Origin of the sequence: Clostridium sp. BJN0001, assembly GCF_022869825.1 — a bacterium.
Lineage (GTDB): Bacteria > Bacillota > Clostridia > Clostridiales > Clostridiaceae > Clostridium.
Window position 1 is genome coordinate 2,296,330 of the sequence record NZ_CP094971.1, and the last position, 19,539, is coordinate 2,315,868.

The 19,539-nt window shown below is 29.5% G+C and carries 14 protein-coding genes; 3 read left to right on the plus strand and 11 right to left on the minus strand.

The window, feature by feature from the left end:
* Positions 1 to 64: 64 nt before the first annotated feature.
* From MTX53_RS11195 to MTX53_RS11205, 3 genes are read right to left on the minus strand one after another with little or no spacing between them, the layout of a single operon-like run.
* Positions 65 to 1,951, minus strand: coding sequence for an ABC transporter ATP-binding protein (locus tag MTX53_RS11195; protein WP_244833865.1), 1,887 nt, complete (start codon positions 1,949 to 1,951; stop codon positions 65 to 67).
* Entirely contained in the window at positions 1,944 to 3,740 is a 1,797-nt protein-coding gene (locus tag MTX53_RS11200; protein WP_244833866.1) for an ABC transporter ATP-binding protein, read from the minus strand. The genes MTX53_RS11195 and MTX53_RS11200 overlap by 8 nt, the downstream gene beginning before the upstream one ends.
* Positions 3,689 to 4,192 carry a MarR family winged helix-turn-helix transcriptional regulator gene (locus MTX53_RS11205; RefSeq protein ID WP_348521813.1) on the minus strand — a complete coding sequence of 168 codons (504 nt, stop codon included), beginning with the start codon at positions 4,190 to 4,192 and terminating at the stop codon, positions 3,689 to 3,691. The genes MTX53_RS11200 and MTX53_RS11205 overlap by 52 nt, the downstream gene beginning before the upstream one ends.
* A 141-nt stretch (positions 4,193 to 4,333) precedes the next feature.
* Between MTX53_RS11205 and MTX53_RS11210 the strand changes: the two genes are divergently transcribed.
* The gene (locus MTX53_RS11210; RefSeq protein WP_244833867.1) at positions 4,334 to 5,005 is read left to right on the plus strand and encodes an AraC family transcriptional regulator; all 672 of its coding nucleotides are present in this window, start codon (positions 4,334 to 4,336) and stop codon (positions 5,003 to 5,005) included.
* 77 nt (positions 5,006 to 5,082) lie between these two features.
* A complete protein-coding gene (locus MTX53_RS11215; RefSeq protein WP_244833868.1) occupies positions 5,083 to 5,697 on the plus strand; it encodes an ATP-dependent Clp protease proteolytic subunit in 615 nt (204 codons plus the stop codon).
* Between the two features lie 335 nt (positions 5,698 to 6,032).
* On the opposite strand, the gene MTX53_RS11220 is transcribed toward MTX53_RS11215, so the two are convergent.
* The 7 genes from MTX53_RS11220 to melB form a co-directional block, all read right to left on the minus strand.
* Positions 6,033 to 8,297: a glycogen/starch/alpha-glucan phosphorylase gene (locus tag MTX53_RS11220; RefSeq protein WP_244833869.1), complete on the minus strand. Its 2,265-nt coding sequence runs from the start codon at positions 8,295 to 8,297 to the stop codon at positions 6,033 to 6,035.
* 185 nt (positions 8,298 to 8,482) lie between these two features.
* A complete protein-coding gene (locus MTX53_RS11225; RefSeq protein ID WP_244833870.1) occupies positions 8,483 to 9,850 on the minus strand; it encodes an MATE family efflux transporter in 1,368 nt (455 codons plus the stop codon).
* Positions 9,851 to 9,981: 131 nt separating this feature from the next.
* Positions 9,982 to 11,025 carry an aldose epimerase family protein gene (locus MTX53_RS11230; RefSeq protein ID WP_244833871.1) on the minus strand — a complete coding sequence of 348 codons (1,044 nt, stop codon included), beginning with the start codon at positions 11,023 to 11,025 and terminating at the stop codon, positions 9,982 to 9,984.
* Between the two features lie 15 nt (positions 11,026 to 11,040).
* Positions 11,041 to 12,561, minus strand: coding sequence for a UDP-glucose--hexose-1-phosphate uridylyltransferase (gene galT, locus MTX53_RS11235; protein WP_244833872.1), 1,521 nt, complete (start codon positions 12,559 to 12,561; stop codon positions 11,041 to 11,043).
* A gap of 43 nt (positions 12,562 to 12,604) precedes the next feature.
* On the minus strand, positions 12,605 to 13,594 hold the full coding sequence (galE, locus tag MTX53_RS11240; RefSeq protein WP_244833873.1) for a UDP-glucose 4-epimerase GalE: 990 nt from the start codon (positions 13,592 to 13,594) through the stop codon (positions 12,605 to 12,607).
* 11 nt (positions 13,595 to 13,605) lie between these two features.
* Positions 13,606 to 14,886: a galactokinase family protein gene (locus MTX53_RS11245; RefSeq protein WP_244833874.1), complete on the minus strand. Its 1,281-nt coding sequence runs from the start codon at positions 14,884 to 14,886 to the stop codon at positions 13,606 to 13,608.
* A 30-nt stretch (positions 14,887 to 14,916) separates the two neighbouring features.
* Positions 14,917 to 16,359 (minus strand): melibiose:sodium transporter MelB, encoded by a 1,443-nt coding sequence (gene melB, locus MTX53_RS11250; RefSeq protein ID WP_244833875.1) that lies wholly within the window; start codon positions 16,357 to 16,359, stop codon positions 14,917 to 14,919.
* A 240-nt stretch (positions 16,360 to 16,599) separates the two neighbouring features.
* Here melB and MTX53_RS11255 point away from each other — a divergent pair, with 240 nt between their 5' ends.
* Positions 16,600 to 17,613, plus strand: coding sequence for a LacI family DNA-binding transcriptional regulator (locus tag MTX53_RS11255; RefSeq protein ID WP_244833876.1), 1,014 nt, complete (start codon positions 16,600 to 16,602; stop codon positions 17,611 to 17,613).
* A gap of 35 nt (positions 17,614 to 17,648) precedes the next feature.
* Here the strand turns inward: MTX53_RS11255 and glmS are convergent, their stop codons facing one another.
* The gene (gene glmS / locus MTX53_RS11260; protein ID WP_244833877.1) at positions 17,649 to 19,475 is read right to left on the minus strand and encodes a glutamine--fructose-6-phosphate transaminase (isomerizing); all 1,827 of its coding nucleotides are present in this window, start codon (positions 19,473 to 19,475) and stop codon (positions 17,649 to 17,651) included.
* Between the last annotated feature and the right edge of the window lie 64 nt (positions 19,476 to 19,539).

The window sequence follows — 19,539 nt, forward strand, 5'->3', positions numbered from 1 at the left end:
AAAAGAGACTACATTTTAACAAATTTAGTTAAAATGTAGCCGTTTTTATTGATAAATTTATTCTTTAAGATAATTCAAACATTCCTGTATAAAGGCTATAATACTTTCCTCTCTGCTTTAAAAGAGCATCATGATCTCCTCTTTCTATAATCTCTCCATCTTCAAGAACCATAATTGCATCTGAATTACGTACAGTTGATAATCTATGTGCAATTACAAATACAGTTCTACCCTGCATAAGCTTATCCATGCCTTTTTGTATTAGATATTCTGTTCTTGTATCTATAGAGCTTGTTGCTTCATCTAATATAAGAACAGGAGGATCTGCAACTGCAGCACGTGCTATTGAAAGTAGCTGCCTCTGCCCTTCACTTAAATTCGATCCATCAGATGTAAGCATTGTGTCATATCCTTTAGGAAGATGGTTTATAAATGTATCAGCATTAGCTAACTTTGCAGCCTCTATAACCTGCTCATCTGTAGCCTTTAAATTACCATATCTTATATTTTCCATTACTGTACCAGTAAAAAGATGTGTATCTTGAAGTACCATTGCAAGTGCTCTTCTTAAATCATCTTTCTTTATCTTATCTATATTAATTCCATCATATCTTATCTTTCCATCATGTATATCATAGAATCTGTTTAAAAGATTTGTTATTGTTGTCTTTCCTGCTCCTGTTGATCCAACAAAAGCTATCTTCTGACCTTTTTTTGCATAAAGAGTAATTCCTTTAAGTACAACTTTATTTTCATTGTATCCAAAATAAACATCATCTAAAGTTACTTCACCTTTTAGCATAGTATAAGTAACTACACCATTATGATGTGGATGTTTCCATGCCCACATTCCTGTGTGATTTAAAACTTCTTTAATATTACCATCTTCATCAATCTTAGCATTTACAAGAGTAACATATCCATTATCAGCTTCTTTTATTTGATCTATAAGATCAAATATTCTTTCAGCACCAGCAAGAGCCATTATAATTGAATTAAACTGCTGAGAAATCTGTGTTATAGGCTGTGCAAAAGATCTTGTATATTGAAGAAAAGATGCAAGTGTTCCTATATCCATCATTCCATATACTGCAAGTATTCCTCCAGCCATAGCTGTAATTGCATAGTGTGCATACGAAACATTATTCATAACAGGCATAAGAATGCTTGCAAATGTATTCGCTTCTCTTGCAGATACCTTAAGTTCATCATTTATAACATCAAATTCTTTTTTAACATTTTCTTCATGGCAAAATACTTTGATGACTTTTTGTCCATCCATCATCTCTTCTATATATCCATTTAATTTTCCCATTTTTTTCTGCTGCTCTAAGAAATATTTGCTGCTTTTCTTTCCAAAAACTTTTATAATCTTAACAATTACAACAAGCATTAATACAACAAGTATTGTAAGAACTGGGCTTAATATAAGCATAGTTATAAATACCCCAGTAACTGTTATTGCTGATGCTATAAACTGTGTAAAACTCTGGCTGAACATATCACGAAGCGTATCTGTATCATTAGTGAATCTACTCATAAGTTCACCATGAGTATGTGTATCAAAATATTTTATAGGAAGTTTTTCCATTTTATCGAACATATCTGTTCTTATTTTATATAAACTTTTTGTAGATATCTGAATCATAAGTCTATTATATATATAAGTAGAAACTGAACCTAAAACACATATACCTATCATAATTATTATCATTTTTATAAAACCTGAAAGATCAGGATTTTGTTTCCCAATAAAAGGGATTATATAATTATTAATAAGAGGCTTTAAAAAATAAGTAACAGCTATAGATGCAGCTGAACTTATTATTATCAGAATAGCTACCAAAAATAGTCTAAACTTAAATTCTTTCATGTAACTTAGAATTCTTTTAAATGTCTTTATTGCATTTTTAGGCTTTGGACCTGCTTTCATATTCCCGTGTCTAGGCATCCTCTTGCGCTCCTTTCTGCTGTGAATCATATATCTCTTTATATATCATGTTATTTTTCAAAAGTTCTTTATGAGTTCCTATTTGATCTATTTTACCATCACTCATCATAACTATTCTGTCACATTCTGAGATAGATGATATTCTCTGAGCTATTATTATTGTAGTTGTTCCCTTTAAATTCTTTCTAAGTGCTTTTCTTATATTGCTGTCAGTATTTGTATCAACTGCACTTGTACTATCATCCATAATAATTATCTTAGGCTTTTTTAAAAGAGCTCTTGCAATACATAATCTCTGTTTCTGTCCTCCTGATAAATTTACTCCTCCTTGACCTAAGTCAGTTTTATACTTATTAGGAAATCCCATAATAAAATTATGAGCATCTGCATCTTTACATGCATTTATTACTTCTTCTTCAGTTGCATTTTCATTTCCCCATCTTAAATTATCAATTATTGTTCCAGAAAATAATACATTTTTTTGAAGAACAGTAGCTACGGAATTTCTAAGACATTCTGTATCATAATCTCTTACGTCAACTCCTCCAACTAATATTTTTCCTTCATTTACATCATACAAACGTGAAATAAGCTGTACAAGAGTAGATTTAGATGAACCAGTTTCCCCTATAATTCCAATAGTCTCACCAGATTTTATATCAAGATTTATATTTGAAAGTGCTACATTCTCTGATTCTTTCGTATACTTAAATGTTACATTCTCAAAACTAATTGAACCATTTTTAACTTCTTTTTTAGGGTTTTTAATATTGTTTTTAATGTCTACTTCTTCATCAAATATTTCAATTATACGTGATACTGAAGCTCTTGTTAAAACAAGCATTACAAATATCATTGAAATCATCATAAGAGACATTAATATCTGAGTTACATAACTTATAAAACTCATAAGTTGTCCTGTCTGCATGTTTTGAGAGATTATAAGATTACCTCCAAACCATGAAACTGCTATCATACATCCATACATAACAAGCTGCATTATAGGCATATTAAAAATTATTATTTTTTCAGCACGAAGCTGTGCTTTTCTTACTTCATCAGCTGAAAAATTAAACTTTTTAATTTCATAGTCTTCACGTACAAAAGCCTTTACAACTCTTATTGCTACAAGATTTTCCTGAACTCTTGCGTTCATCTTATCATATTTCTTAAGCATACTTTTAAATCTTGGAAATGCTCCTTTTGAAATAAAATAAAATGCTACTCCAAGAATAGGAACTGCTACAAAAAATATAAGTGATAATCTTGCATTAATATATATAGACATAAAAATTGCACAAACAAGCATCATAGGAGCACGAACCATAATCCTAATTACCATCATAAATGCGTTTTGAAGATTAGTTACATCTGTTGTAAGACGTGTAACTAAAGATGGTGTACTGAACTTATCTACATTTGAGAAAGAAAATTCTTGAATTTTATAAAATAACTTTTTTCTTACTCCATTTGAAAATCCAGTTCCTGCAATTGCTGAAAATCTTGCTGCTAAAGCTCCAAATGTAAGAGATAATAGCGCCATAACAATCATCAATATTCCCATTTTTGTAATATATGTAATATCTTTATTTTGAATACCTACGTCAATAATTCTAGCCATGATAAAAGGTAATGCTACTTCCATTACTACTTCCCCAATCATTACAACAGGAGTTAAAAGTGCATACCTTCGATATTCTTTATCAAGGCAATCCATTAATTTTTTAACTATTTTTCTCACCTCTTCTTTTTTGATTTTAATATCTGCATTAATCCAGTCATTGAACATTTAGAATATTCTTTTTCTGAATCTATATTCTCTAGATTTAATAGTATTCTATCTAAAATTTCTTTTAAATATTGAAGCTCATCCTCATTAATTCCATCAAACATCTTTTTATCAAAATCATCAAATATTTTTCTACATTTAGCTGACAGGTTTATTCCTTTTTTCGTAATATATATTTTTTTGCATCTTAAATTGTTCTCATCTACTTTTTTTTCTATAAGTCCTGCTTTTTCAAGCCTCTTAGTAGATAATGCAATCGATGCAGGAGTAACCAAAAGCTCGTTTGCTATTTCAACTTGAGTTGTTCCACTATTTTTTTTAACAAATTCTAATAATGGGAGCTGCTTTGGATATATTTCAAGCTTGTCTGTATCAAAATTTAGAGAAATTCTTTTTAAAAGATGTATCCTTGCAAGCCTGTATGATAAATCTATTAGTTTAAAAATAAATATTACCTCCTTTTAATAAGCGTTTAATTATTAAGTGCTTAACTATTATACATCAACTAATATTTTATTTCAACACTTGATTCTTCTTGTATGTTTTTAATATAATATGTATATAAATCATATTTTAATTAGAGAGGTATAAAAATGGATAATTCATTTATTTCAGATCCCAATATATTTAATAATAGAATATCTCTTCTCATTGAGGTAAGAGCAAAACCAGACATATTATATACAATTAGACAAAAACAAAAAGGCGAAATTCCAGATGAAATTTCCATAACTGACAAAAAAAACGACCTTATAATATGGAATGCAATGTACACAAGAGAAATTGCTAAAAACGGCGTCTTAAAAAAATATCTTCATCCAATATATAATAAGTTCTATGTTGAGATTTCAAAATTAAATTCTTTAAAAGAGCTCCAAGATCTTGAACTTAAAATGGCAGACACGTATCTTAATGTACTGATTAACGACCTTGAAGTAACAGATAACCTTGTTATTAATAGAATTTTAAAACATCTTCATTTAAATATAGAAAGTCATATATCATTAAAAGAACTATCTGATGATCTTAATCTTTCACAAGGATATATCTCTGCATGTTTTAAAAAGCAGATGGGAATTACTATTATGAAATATGCAAAAAAAATAAGAATTGATAGAGCTAAAGTTCTGCTTTTAACTACAAATCAAAGTATTCTTGAAATTGGAATGACTTTAGGATTTCATGATCAAAGTCATTTTTATAAAGTTTTTAAAGAGTTTACAGGACTTTCACCTTCAGAATATAGGAACTTAAATTTCAGCTAGAGCATAACTTTTTATTTAACATAGTAGTATAATAGTTATTATATGCTAATCAATTTAATAAAGGAGAGGTTAAAATTATGAGTACTTTAATTCCAAATGTTATACAGCATACAAGCCGTGGAGAAAGAAGTTATGATATATATTCAAGACTTCTTGCTGATAGAATTATTTTTCTTGGTGAAGAAGTTTCAGATGCCGCTGCAAGCGTTATAGTATCTGATTTATTATACTTAGAATCAGAAGATCCTGATAAAGATATTTATTTATATATAAATAGCCCAGGAGGTTCAGTAACTGCTGGCTTTGCAATATATGATACAATGCAGTATATCTCATGTAATGTTTCAACAATATGCATAGGTCTTGCCGCAAGCTTTGGTGCATTTCTTCTTGCAGGTGGTACAAAAGGAAAAAGATTTGCACTTCCAAATGCAGAAATAATGATTCACCAACCTTCAATCGGAGGAAACGGAATAAAAGGACAAGCAACTGACATAAAGATTTATTCAGACTCTATTTTAAGGAGCAAAGCTCGTCTAAACAAAATTCTATCTGAAAATACAGGTAAACCATTAAAACAAATAGAAAAAGATACAGAACGTGATAACTTTATGACAGCTAAAGAAGCTGAGAAATATGGACTTATTGATAAAGTAATTACCAAAAATGAACTTAATGCTAAAAGCAAATAGTAACAAAGAACAGATACAAATGACAAATTTCTAAATGACAATTGACAAATGTGGTGGAAATTCCGCAGGAATTTCATTTTATGGTTTTTTGCGATTTAACGCAAAAAATTAAAGCTTTCGCCTGAAGCGAAAGCTAAATAAATTCTACGTTTCTGCGATTTTGAGTAGAAACATCCATCTTTGTCCTTTGTCATTTGTGCTTTGTCCATTAATTTGGGGTTTCTGTGATTTTGAGCAGAAACATCCTAATTTGTCATTTGTCATTTGTGCTTTGTCATTTAAAAAAAGATGCTGCACTTTATTTTGTGCAGCATCTTCTTTTATCTAGGTATTTATTATTTTAATTTCCAGATGTCATTGTTATATTGTTCTATTGTTCTATCTGCTGAGAAGAATCCAGCTTTGCTTATATTAATTAATGTCTTTTTGTTCCAAGCATCTCTATCTTCATAGTCCTTGAATGCTCTTTCTTTAGTTTCTATATAATCTTCAACATCAAGTAATGCCATGAACCAATCTTTATTAACTATGTCGTCATGTAATCTTGTAAGATTTTCTTTGTCTCCTACTTTAAGCATTTCATCACTTGTGATAAAGTCAACTAATCTCTTAATTTCTGGTTTTTCATAGTATTTCTTAGAAACGTAATCTGCTTTCTTGTAATGTTCAATTACCTTTTCACTTGATTCACCGAAAATGTAGATATTTCCGTCTCCAACAAGTTCATGTATTTCAACATTAGCTCCATCTTCAGTTCCAAGAGTTAAAGCACCATTTAACATGAACTTCATGTTACCAGTACCACTTGCTTCTTTAGATGCAAGAGAAATCTGTTCTGATAAATCACATGCAGGAATTAACTTTGAAGCCTTAGTTACATTATAGTTTTCAACCATAACAACTTTTAAGTATGGGCTTACGTCCTTATCATTATCAATAATTTCCTGAAGGCATAAGATTGTGTGAATTATATCCTGTGCAATTATATAAGCTGGTGCAGCTTTTGCTCCAAATATAATTGTAATTGGTCTTGTAGGCTTATTACCTTTCTTAATTTCTAAGTACTTATAGATTATATAAAGTACATTCATCTGTTGTCTCTTGTACTCATGAAGTCTCTTTATCTGAATATCGAATATTGAATTTTCATCAATATCAATTCCCTCTGTCTTTTTAATATACTTCTTTAATGCATTCTTATTATTCTGCTTGATTTCTTGAAGTTTATTTAATACTTCTTTATCATTTACGAATTTTCCTAAATCTTCAAGCTTACTTGCATCTTTCTTGTATCCATCTCCAATTAATGAAGTGATAAAGCTTGCAAGTTCATTATTGCAGTGAAGAAGCCATCTTCTAAATGTAATACCATTTGTCTTATTATTGAATTTTTCTGGATAAATATCATAGAAATTCTTTAATTCTTCTTTTTCTAATATTTCAGTATGAAGTGTTGCAACTCCATTTACACTATGTCCATAGTGGATATCCATGTTTGCCATATGAACTAAATTATTATCATCTATAACAGCAACTTTCTTATCAGTATATTTAAGTTTAACCTGATTATCAAGTTCAGTTATTATTGGTAATAACTGTGGAACTGCTTTTTCAAGATAAGAAATTGGCCATTTTTCTAATGCTTCTGCTAAAATTGTGTGGTTTGTATACGCACAAGTCTTAGTAACTATTTCAATAGCTTCAGACATTGGAATTCCTTTTTCTCCAAGTAATCTTATAAGTTCTGGGATTACCATTGATGGATGTGTATCATTGATCTGTATTGCTACATGCTCATCTAACTTATGTAAATCATATCCTGCTTTTTCAGTTTCTAATAAAATTAACTGTGCAGCATTGCTTACCATAAAGTATTGTTGATAAACTCTAAGTAATCTTCCAGCATCATCACTATCATCTGGATATAAGAATAAAGTTAAGTTCTTCTTTATATCTGTTTTATCAAAGTCAATTCCTTCTTTAACTAAAGATTCATCAACTGTATCAATGTCAAATAAATGAAGCTTGTTACATTTATTATCATATCCTGTAACATCTATATCATAAAGTGTTGAATTTACTTTAAATCCTCCAAATGGTACTTCAAATTTAATATCTGTCTTATCAAGCCAGCTTTCATCAGTAAGCCATGGATTCTTAGTAGCTTTTTGCTTATTGTTTTCAAATACTTGTTTGAATAATCCAAAGTGATAGTTAAGACCAACACCGTCTCCGTTTAATCCTAATGTTGCTATAGAATCAAGGAAACATGCTGCAAGTCTTCCAAGACCACCATTTCCTAATGAAGGTTCAAGTTCTACTTCTTCAATTTCTGTTAAATCTTTACCATTGTCAGCTAATACATCTTTTACATCTTCATAAAGTCCTAAATTGATTAAGTTATTAGATAATAACTTACCAATTAAAAATTCAGCTGAAATATAATATAATTTTTTAGATCCTTTATCGTTATATCCCTTTTTCTTTGCTGCAGACTTAGTTATCTGAAGTAATGCTGAATATATTTCTTCGTTAGTTGCATCTTTAATTGTTTTATTAAACTTCTTTTCTAAGATTTCGCTAATGTTTTTTTCTACCATTAATTTTCCCACCTTTAATAAAAATTATTTATATATAATATTTTGTTCTTTTTCTTAATTGCAAATTCATTATATCATTTTATTTTTGTGTTTTTTGTATATTTATTTACTATTTTGTACATTTCTCATGTCAATTTGATTTTCTCATGATTTTTTTTAAACGCTTACAGATTTTTTTCTAAATATTATTTATAAGTCTGTCTATAATTATCTTTTAATTCACGAATAACACTTATTCCCATAGGCAATATAAGTAAAAATGAACATATATCTGCTATAGTCTGGCTTACTTCAATACCTGTAAGTCCAAAAATACGTGGAAAAATAATAATTGCAGGAATAAAGAATATTCCCTGTCTTGAAAGAGCTGCTACTGATGCTTTGAAAGATTTTCCTATTGTCTGAAGAAGCATATTAGTTATTATTATCCATGATGCAAAAGGGAACGATATACATTGAAATTTTAATGCTGCACTTCCTATGTTTATTACATCTAAATCTTCTTTTCTAAATACAGATATTATATTAGGTGCAAATACAATTCCAAGTGCAGAAACACATATAAGAAATACCGCAGAGACTTTAACAGAGAACCAAAATGCTTTAAGAACTCTATCATACTTCTTTGCTCCATAGTTAAATCCACATACTGGCTGAAAACCTTGTCCAAATCCTATAACTGCAGAACCTGCAAACATAAATACTCTAGTAACTATAGACATAGCCGCAATTGCAGCATCTCCATAAATTCCTGCTGATAAATTTAAAATCATTGTAGATACACTTGCTAACCCCTGTCTATAAAAAGATGGAAGTCCTCCTCTTAAAATTTCTTTATATAAAGTCCATTTAGGGGTGAAATTTTTAAATTCTATTTTTATATTTCCTTTTATTCTGCAATAATGAAACAGAATAAAAAAACTTACAAGCTGACTAATTATAGTAGAAAGTGCAGCTCCTGCTACTCCCATATCAAATCTAAATATAAATATTGGATCAAGAATAATATTTAAAAGACCTCCTAAACCAATTCCAAGCATTGCATGAAAGGCACTTCCTTGAAATCTTAAAATATTATTCATTACAAAACACGCCATCATATATGGCATCCCTATTAAAATAATCTGAACATAGCTTCTTGCATATGGATATATTGTATCTGTTGCTCCTAAAATATATACTATTGGTTTTATAAAAATTGTTCCAATAATAGCAAGAACAATTCCTATCAAGAAGGCTGTAATAAATCCTGTTGCTACAACTTTTGATGCATAATCTCTTCTTTTATTTCCAAGAAGTCTTGCTATATAATTTCCAGAGCCCATTCCAAAAGTAAAGCCTATTGACTGTATTATAGCCATAAGAGCAAAAGCTATTCCCACAGCTCCTGTAGCACTTGTACCTATTTTACCTACGAAAAAAGTATCTGCCATATTATATATTGATGTAATGAGCATGCCTATCATCGTTGGTATTGCTAGTGTACATATAAGTTTTTTTACTGGTGTTTCTATCATTCTAGTATATTTTTCATCTGCTGTTTCTGACTTCATAATTTTACTCCAATCTATCATATTTCATAAAAATCATTAATTATATAATACTACTAATTTGGAATTAAACGAAAAAAAGCTGATAGCTAACTTCAAATTTAAAGCTAGCTATCAGTTTTTTATAATTATTTTTATAATCTAGAAAATGCAAATTGTATCTTCTGACTATACTTTTCTTTTGCTTTTAAGACTACATTTGGAAAATTTTCATGATTTATGGCATCAGGATAATTCTGTGCTTCAAAACTAAATCCACTTCTATTTAAATAAGAAGTTCCATCTTTACCTTCAGAAACATCAACATAATTTCCTGTATAAAGGTGAAGTCCTAATTGAGTAGTTTTGCATTCAAACTTTATCCCGCTTTTTTCACTATAAGCTGATGCAGCTATCTTTAACTTACTACTTTTTTCAAGAGGAAATGTATGATCAAATCCATTTGCAATATCAAGCTGCTTATTACCCTTAATAAAACAATCTCCTATTTTTTTATAAGAAGTAAAATCAAATGGTGTATTCTTAACGCTTAAATTCTCTCCTGTCGGAATTGAGTTTACATCAATTGGAAGATATTTATCCGAATTTATCTTTATATATTGGTCATAAATACTATTAGTTTCATGCCCATCAAGATTAAAATATGAATGATTTGTAATATTACATATCGTATCTTTGTCTGAAACAGCTTCATATTCTATATCTACAATATTATCTTCACTAAATGAATATGTGACTTTAACTTCCATTTTGCCTGGATAATTTTCTTCATTATCATCACTTACAGTTGAAAAAGTAATACTGTCAGCATTTATTTTAGTATTCCATACTCTTTTGCTGAAACTTTTTATTCCACCATGAAGGTGATTTTCTCCATTATTAATATTTAACCTATATGTTTTACCATTTAAATTAAAACATCCTTTAGCTATTCTATTTGCACATCTTCCAACAGTTTGTCCAAAATATGTATCACCTGTTTCATAACCACTTATATGGTTATACGCAAGAACTACATCTTTTAAATTTCCTGTTTTGTCAAAAACATTTATTGAATAAATAGACGCACCATAATCAGTTAAAACAAGAGAAGCTCCCTTATTATTTTTTATAGTATATAATTTTGTATCATGTCCGTCAATTGTCTTTTCAAACGGAGAAACGGTTATTTTAGCCATAATAGATTCATCCCCTTAATTTAATGTACTTGTAAATTTATCAAAAGCTTTCTGCCCTGATTCTGTTCTTTTAAATACTCCTGCATCAAGAAGTACATTTAAAAATACTAATCCAATTTCATTTTTTAATATATCATCTATATTATTTTTATCTACACTAGAATATTTAGTCATAAATTCTGAAACCCATTTAGAATGTTTCTTTATTTCAGGTATATTTTCTATATCATTTTTATTTAAAATAGCATCTTTTAAAAGATTAATTTCATGTTTTAAACGTGATGGAAGAACAGCAAGTCCCATAACTTCAATAAGTCCTATATTTTCCTTCTTTATATGATGAAGACTTTCATGAGGATGAAATACTCCTAAAGGATTTTCTTTTGTTGTAATATTATTCCTCAAAACAAGATCAAGTTCATACTCACCATCTTTTTTTCTTGCTATTGGGGTTATTGTACTATGATTAACCCCATCTGTAGTTGCAAATATAAATGCATCAGGATCAGAATATTTTCTCCACTCCTTTAATATTAAATCTGCCGCTTCAATAATTCTATCAGTATCATTTCCACTTAATCTTATTACTGATAGAGGCCATTTAAGTATTCCTGATTTAACATCTTCAAATCCTTTAATTTTGAAATATCTTTCTATAGGTGCTTTCTCCATAAGAAAATGATAATTTCCTCCCTGAAAATGCTCATGAGTTAAAATAGAACCTCCTACAATTGGTAAATCAGCATTTGAACCAATTATATAATGCGGAAACATCTTTATAAAATCAAATAATTTTACAAATGTATCTCTTTCAATTTTCATTGGTACATGTTCTGAATTAAAAACAATACAATGCTCATTATAATAAACATAGGGGGAATACTGGAGATTCCATTTTTCTTCTCCAAGCTTAATAGGTATAATCCTGTGGTTTTGACGTGCAGGATGATTTACTCTTCCATGGTATCCTTCATTTTCCTTACATAAAAAACACTTTGGATAACTTGATTGTTTTGCATTTTTAGCTGCTGCAATAGCTTTAGGATCTTTTTCAGGTTTTGATAAATTTATAGTTATATCAATATCACCATATGGTGTTGCTGTTTTCCACCTTAAATCATTTTTTACACGATATCTTCGTATATAATTGCTGTCTCCACTAAGTTTATAATAAAAATCTGTAGCTTCTTTTGGTGATGCTTTATACTTTTCAAAGAACTTCGAAATTACTTCTGAAGGTCTAGCAATTAAAACAGACATTATTTCAGTATCAAATAGATCTCTATAAGTTACTGTATCTTCTGAAAATAATTTTTTTGAATAAGCATAATCGAGCATATTCTTTAATATATCTTCAAGATCATCTTCATTTTGATCCTCAATTTTTTTACTTGAAATTTCATCGGGTTCATCAATTTTAAATAGTTCCATTAATCTATTTGTTATATATATTTTATCTTCTTTTTCTATAAGATTTGTATTAATTGCATATGATACAAGTCTTTCTATTTCGGGATATATTCTATTACAAGACATTAAATAATCACTCCATCCGTTTTTAAATATTAACTAAATATTTTTATTCAAAACCATGTGGATGTGTACTATGCCACTTCCATGCAGTTTCTATTATTGTTGAAAGATCTGCATACTGAGGCTTCCAACCTAAAATATCTTTTGCTTTCTGGCTTGAAGCTATAAGAACGGCTGGATCTCCTGCTCTTCTTCCTTCTTCTATAACTTTTATATCTTTTCCTGTAACTTTTTTAGCCTCTTCAATTACTTCTCTTACACTGAATCCTACTCCGTTTCCAAGATTAAATACGTCACTTTTGTTTCCTTTCATAAGATAGGAAACTGCTTTAATATGAGCCTGAGCAAGATCAGTAACATGAATGTAATCTCTTATGCATGTACCATCTTTTGTTTTATAATCTGTACCAAAAATACTTATATGATCACGTGTTTTATTAGCCGCTTGAAGAATTATTGGTATTAAATGTGTTTCAGGATTATGTGCCTCTCCTATTTTTCCGCTTATATGAGCACCACATGCATTAAAATAACGAAGAGAAACAAATCTTAAATTATGTGCAACTCCTGTCCAATGAAACATTCTTTCCATTGATAATTTAGTTTCACCGTAGCAGTTAGTTGGTTTAGTTGTATCTGTTTCAAGTATCGGAATGCTTTCTGGTTCTCCGTATGTTGCAGCTGTAGATGAAAATACAACTTTATCTATGCCATGTTCTACAAGAGACTGAAGTAAAACTTTAGTACCACATAGATTATTATCATAATATTTAAGAGGCTTTATCATGCTCTCTCCAACAAGTGAATTAGCAGCAAAATGTATTACTGCATCAATATTTTTTTCTTTAGAAAGTACACCATCAAGGAAATCTTTATCGCGTAAATCTCCTTTGTAGAATTTTGCATCTTTATGAATTGCCTCTTTATGTCCTGTCTGAAGGTTATCTATTATAACAACTTCATTTCCTCTTTCAATAAGTTCAAAAACTGTGTGTGAGCCGATATAACCTGCTCCTCCTAAAACTAATATTTTCATATTATCATCTCCTAAATCACTTTAATTCCGCCATATTTTCTGATTTTTAGAATATGACATGAACCTTCTCCAAATATTGTTTCAATAAACTCTTTGTACTCATCTACGAAATCATTTTTTACAAATGCTTGAATAGTTCCTGCAAATCCTCCTCCATGAACACGGCATACTCCGTTATATTTAAGAAGTCCTTCACTAAATGCTAATGCAATTGAAACATTCTGAGCCTGAACATCACTGTTTGAATAAACATTCTGTAAATATTTAAATGATGAATTTCCTGATCTTTGTATAACATCTAAAAACTCCTCAAAGTTTTCATCTCTTAATGCTTTTACTGCATCTTCAACATTTTCTTCTTCCTTAAAGAAATGAAATGCTCTTAAAATGGCTCTATCTCCTACTTCTTTTCTAATCTTTGCAATATTTAAATAAAAGTCTGTTTTATCTACTTCTCTAAGTACATCTTTCCCAAAATAATCAGCAACTTTTCTCATTTCTGATGGAATCATTGCATAATCATCAGTTAAATCAACATGCGAACCTTTTGTATCAACTATACATAAGCTATATTTATATTTTTCAAAATCAACTTGTACCTTATTTACAATAGGTTTTTTAGGATCATTAAAATCAATATTAATAAGTCCTCCTACAGAACATGCCATTTGATCCATAAGTCCACATGGTTTTTTAAAGTATACATTTTCTGCAAATTGTGAAGCTTGTGCTATCTCTATAGGGCTTATCTTCATATTATTGAAAAGTCCTGAAATAATCGTTCCAGTTATTACTTCAAAAGCTGCTGAAGAAGAAAGACCTGCCCCAACTAAAACATCGCTTGTCATATATGCATTAAATCCACTTACTTTGTATCCTCTATCTAAAAGATTTTTTAAAACTCCTCTTATAAGGCTTTTTGAAGTTCCCACCTCATCTTCTCTAAAATCAAGATCATTTAGATTAATCTTAATCATGTCATATCCATCAGATATTACTTTTACAGTATTTTCGTCATTAAGACTTACAATCGCAATTGCATCAAGATTAATAGAAGTTGCAAGAACCATTCCATGCTGATGATCTGTATGATTTCCACAAACTTCACTTCTGCCTGGAGCACTAAATATCTCTATATCGTTTTCAGAAAAGGAATTTTTATATTTTTTAATTGTATCTATATATCGTTTTCTTTGATAGTCAAGAACATTTTCATCAACATAAATATCTTTTAAGATGTCATCATATTTTTTATTTTCAAATTCATTTAATAACTGTTTGCTGTTATTCATTTATGTTCCTCCAAATACTTTTTTATTAATTTATCTTTTGTCAAACTGTTCCTTTATAGTTTTTCCTGTTTCATCAATTACTTCGTCATATTTAATTTCGCCATCACGTCTTGCTGAAATTGTTTTTATTATTTCTTTCATATAAATATCATTAAGCTTGTACTTATTTTTATATACAACATATGCAATTATCATAAATACTGCTGGAATTACACACATTAAAGCTCTTATTGATGTAGTAGTTGCAATAGACTGTTCCTGTCCTGGAACATACTGTGTACTTCCAAGTGCAAAACCTATACCAAGTGCTGTAATAGCTGCTGTAAATTTAACGATAAGTGTTTGAAGTGAGAATACTACTCCTTCATTTCTTGTACCAACTCTAAATTCTCCATAATCAACAACATCAGCAAGGAATACTGTTGCACATCCAAGTTCTAATCCAGTTCCTAATTTTACTATGATTCCTGAAATTGCTGTTAGTATTATATTAGTAGGAGCTACAAAACTTATAATAAGTAATATTGAAAGTCCTATTGTTGGCATTATACATGCAAGTAAAAATGAAACTTTTCTTGAAATAATCTTTGCTACTTTTGGAAATACTATTAATCCAACTACTTCTGCAACTGATGCACTAATCATAAATGCAGACATCATACCTGCGTTACCACAAACATATGCGAAATAATATGTACTAACTCCCATTATGCACTGATAACCTACGTTATAAAGTAATATTAATGCTACAGCCCAACGAAGCTGATCATTCTTTTTAATAATACTGAATATATCTTTAAATTTTACTTTCTTCTTTGGAACAGAACTATCTGTATTTTTAGGAAGATTGAACACGGTTACACCGATAGTAAAAATAAATGTTGCTGCAATTATTAATGCAAACTTATGATAACCTATCTGTCCTCCGCCTAAGCCTGAAATAATCTGAACACCAAATCCTGCTATAATTAAAGATTGTCCTATACTTGCAAATATTCTTGGTAATACGGAAACCTTTTCTCTTTCCTCAGGATCAGATGATAAATTAGGAATTATTGACCAATAAGGAATATCCATAATTGTATAAGTCATTCCCCACAAAATATACGCAACTGTTGCAAATATGCAAAGTGATACACCACTTAGATGAAAGTCTGTAAATAAAAGAACAAATATTACAGCGTTTACTAAAGTACCAATTACAAGCCACGGAATGAATTTTCCCCATTTACTTTTTGTATTATCAACAACCATTCCCATAAATAAATCATTAAATGCATCCCAAAGTTTTGCTACAAAAAACATTCCACCTATAAAGATAGGATTAACTTTAAGAATATCTGTAAAGTAAATCATTGAGAAAGTTGCTATCATACCATATATTAAATCTTTACCTAATGCACCAAATGCAAACGTGTATTTTATTCTTCCAGGTATTTTGCCAGTTAAATTTTTACCATTCATATCTACCATATATATTTCTCCTCTTTCTTTAATAATAAAAATAAATGAATTTAGGAATTAAAATCTCATGCATGAAATCTTTTACATTCATTAACTAAATTATATATCTTTTTTACTAAACTAGCAATACTTTTTACTAAATTTATTTTTATAGTTTACTTATTTTTGTCTATTTTATCCTTTAAAATCCCTAATTGTCTTGATTTTTTAAGTAATATTCAATATCATTATTATGGAGGTGATTTTTTCTTGGCAACAATAAGAGATATAGCAAAATACGCAAATGTTTCAGCCTCAACAGTTTCTAGAATTTTAAATAACGATCCTACTTTAAGTACTTCTTTAGAAACAAAAGAAAGAGTTTTAAAAGCAGCTGATAAGCTAAATTATGTAAAGAAAAAAAGGTCTATTTCTAAGTCAAACTCCACCATTGGCATACTTCAATGGTTTTCTGCAAAGCAGGAGCTTGAAGATAATTATTATCTTCTTTTAAGACAAGGAATTGAAGATTATTGTGCAAAAAATAAAATAAATATATTAAGAGCTTATAAATCTGATATAAATTATCTTGATCCTTTACGAAATGCTGATGGTATAATCTGCATCGGAAAGTTTAGTAAACAAGAGGTAAACATTTTATTAAATATTACTAAAAATATTGTTTTCCTTGATATGCCAATAGGTAATTCTACTATAAATACAATTACTCTCAACTTTGAGGAAGCAGTAAATGATGCAATGAATTATCTATACAAATTAGGTCATAAAAAGATAGGTTTTTTAGGTGGAAAAGAATATCTTGAAGATGGAACTCTCTTCCCAGATAAAAGGTTAAAATTTTTTAAAGATTTTTGTATTAGAAACAATATAGAATTTGAGCCTTATGTTAAGCAAGATTTATTTTTAAGTTCCTCAGGCTACAACATGATGAAAAAATTAATTGATGAAAAAAATATTCCTACAGCAATTTTTGCAGCTAGTGATTCAGTTGCAATCGGTGCTATGAGTGCACTTCAAGACTGTGGATATAAAGTTCCTGATGATGTTTCTATAATAGGTTTTGACAATACATCAATGTCTAAATATACAAACCCTCCCCTTACTACAATGAATGCACCAGTATATGCTATGGGGATTTATGGAGTTTCTATTTTATACAGAATGATAACATCAAAACTCCCATCGAATTTAAAAATTACTTTGCCATGTACTTTAGAAAAGCGTGAATCGTGTAAAGTATTTAAAGAAAAAAAGACATTTTAGTAAAATACTAAAATGTCTTTTTTATTTCTCTTATATTATTCTACTGTTACAGATTTTGCTAAATTTCTAGGTTTATCAATGTCACAGCCCTTATTCTTTGCTACATAATAAGCAATAAGCTGAAGCACTACAACACCTAAAACTGGTGCAAAAAGATCATTAGTTCTTGGAATATATACTATTTCATCCATTACTTCATCAAGACCTTTTGTATCTTCGTAACAGATTCCTATAGTAAATGCTCCTCTTGACTTAATTTCAACAACATTACTTATCATCTTTTCTTTTAATGCTTCTTGAGTAAGAATTGTAATAACCTTTGTTCCATTTTCAATTAAAGCAATAGGACCATGCTTAAGTTCTCCACCTGCATATGCTTCTGCATGTATATATGAAATTTCTTTTAGCTTTAATGCTCCTTCTAAAGCTAAATCATAATCAAGTCCTCTTCCTAAATAGAACACATCTTTTTCAGAAGCTATCTTATCTGCTATATCTTTTATATTATCTTTTTCTTCTAAAATAAGTTCGATTTTTTGTGGAAGATTAAGTAATTCTTCCTTTAACTTATTAATTCTATTCTTTTTAAGCTTTCCAACTATTTCGGCAAACTTAATTGCTATCATATTCATTCCAATAATTTGAGTTGTATATGCTTTAGTTGATGCAACAGATATTTCAGGTCCTGCTAAAGTGTATAGTACATGATCTGCTTCTCTTGATACTGTACTTCCAACAACATTTGTAACTGCAACTATTCTTGCTCCTATATTTTTAGAATTTCTAAGTGCAGCTAAAGTATCAGCTGTTTCACCTGACTGACTTATAACGATAACTAAAGATTTATCTGTTACAAGAGGATTTCTATATCTAAATTCAGATGCAATATCAACTTCTACAGGTATTCTTGCAAGAGATTCTATTAAATTCTTACCTACAAGGCCTGCATGATAAGCAGTTCCACATCCAACTATAAATACTCTATCTGTATTTTTAAGATCTTCTTTTGAAATATTTAAACCATCTAAAACTATATCATGAGCCATTGAAACTCTTCCAGCTAATGTATCTCTTATAGCTCTTGGCTGCTCATGAATTTCTTTAAGCATGAAATCTTCAAATCCACCTTTTTCAGCAGCATCCTGACTCCATGTTACATGATAAACATCTTTTTCTAAAGGCTTTCCTTCTTCAGTATAAAGCTTAACATCATCTTTAGTTAATACTGCAATTTCTTTATCCTCTAAAAGATAAACATCTCTTGTATATGAAAGTACAGCTGGAATATCAGATGCAATAAAGTTTTCACCTTTTCCAAGACCAACTATTAAAGGACTATCCTTTCTTACTGCGATTAATTTATCTGGTTCATCTTTACATATAACTCCTATCGCATAACTTCCTTCTATCTTTTTAAGAGCCTTTTTAACTGCTTTAAAAAGATCTCCTTCATAGTAATAGTCAATTAAATTTGGTATAACTTCTGTATCAGTTTCTGATTTGAAAGTATATCCTTCACCTTTAAGCCATGCTTTAAGAGGAAGATAATTTTCTATAATTCCATTATGAACTACAGCAATATTTCCCTTACTATTTAAATGAGGGTGAGAATTTTCATCAGATGGTGCTCCATGAGTTGCCCATCTTGTATGACCAATTCCTAAGTTTCCTTCAATAGGAGACTTCTTTATATCCTCTGCTAATATATTTAAACGTCCTTTAAATTTTCTTACATTAATATCTCCATTATTAATTACTGCAACTCCAGCTGAGTCATATCCTCTATACTCAAGCTTTGATAATCCATTAATTAAAAATGAAGTTGCTGTTCCACTTCCTAAATATCCTACTATTCCACACATATATAATTCTTCCTTCCTTATTTACAGCCACTTATTCTCTGTTTATTATATATAAATAAAGATA

Bases quoted from the DNA above. Each gene is read 5' to 3' on its own strand.
- MTX53_RS11195 (WP_244833865.1), bottom strand. From the start codon at position 1,951: ATGCCTAGACACGGGAATATGAAAGCAGGTCCAAAGCCTAAAAATGCA.
- MTX53_RS11200 (WP_244833866.1), bottom strand. From the start codon at position 3,740: ATGTTCAATGACTGGATTAATGCAGATATTAAAATCAAAAAAGAAGAG.
- MTX53_RS11210 (WP_244833867.1), top strand. From the start codon at position 4,334: ATGGATAATTCATTTATTTCAGATCCCAATATATTTAATAATAGAATA.
- MTX53_RS11215 (WP_244833868.1), top strand. From the start codon at position 5,083: ATGAGTACTTTAATTCCAAATGTTATACAGCATACAAGCCGTGGAGAA.
- MTX53_RS11220 (WP_244833869.1), bottom strand. From the start codon at position 8,297: ATGGTAGAAAAAAACATTAGCGAAATCTTAGAAAAGAAGTTTAATAAA.
- MTX53_RS11225 (WP_244833870.1), bottom strand. From the start codon at position 9,850: ATGAAGTCAGAAACAGCAGATGAAAAATATACTAGAATGATAGAAACA.
- MTX53_RS11230 (WP_244833871.1), bottom strand. From the start codon at position 11,025: ATGGCTAAAATAACCGTTTCTCCGTTTGAAAAGACAATTGACGGACAT.
- galT (WP_244833872.1), bottom strand. From the start codon at position 12,561: ATGTCTTGTAATAGAATATATCCCGAAATAGAAAGACTTGTATCATAT.
- galE (WP_244833873.1), bottom strand. From the start codon at position 13,594: ATGAAAATATTAGTTTTAGGAGGAGCAGGTTATATCGGCTCACACACA.
- MTX53_RS11245 (WP_244833874.1), bottom strand. From the start codon at position 14,886: ATGAATAACAGCAAACAGTTATTAAATGAATTTGAAAATAAAAAATAT.
- melB (WP_244833875.1), bottom strand. From the start codon at position 16,359: ATGGTAGATATGAATGGTAAAAATTTAACTGGCAAAATACCTGGAAGA.
- glmS (WP_244833877.1), bottom strand. From the start codon at position 19,475: ATGTGTGGAATAGTAGGATATTTAGGAAGTGGAACAGCAACTTCATTT.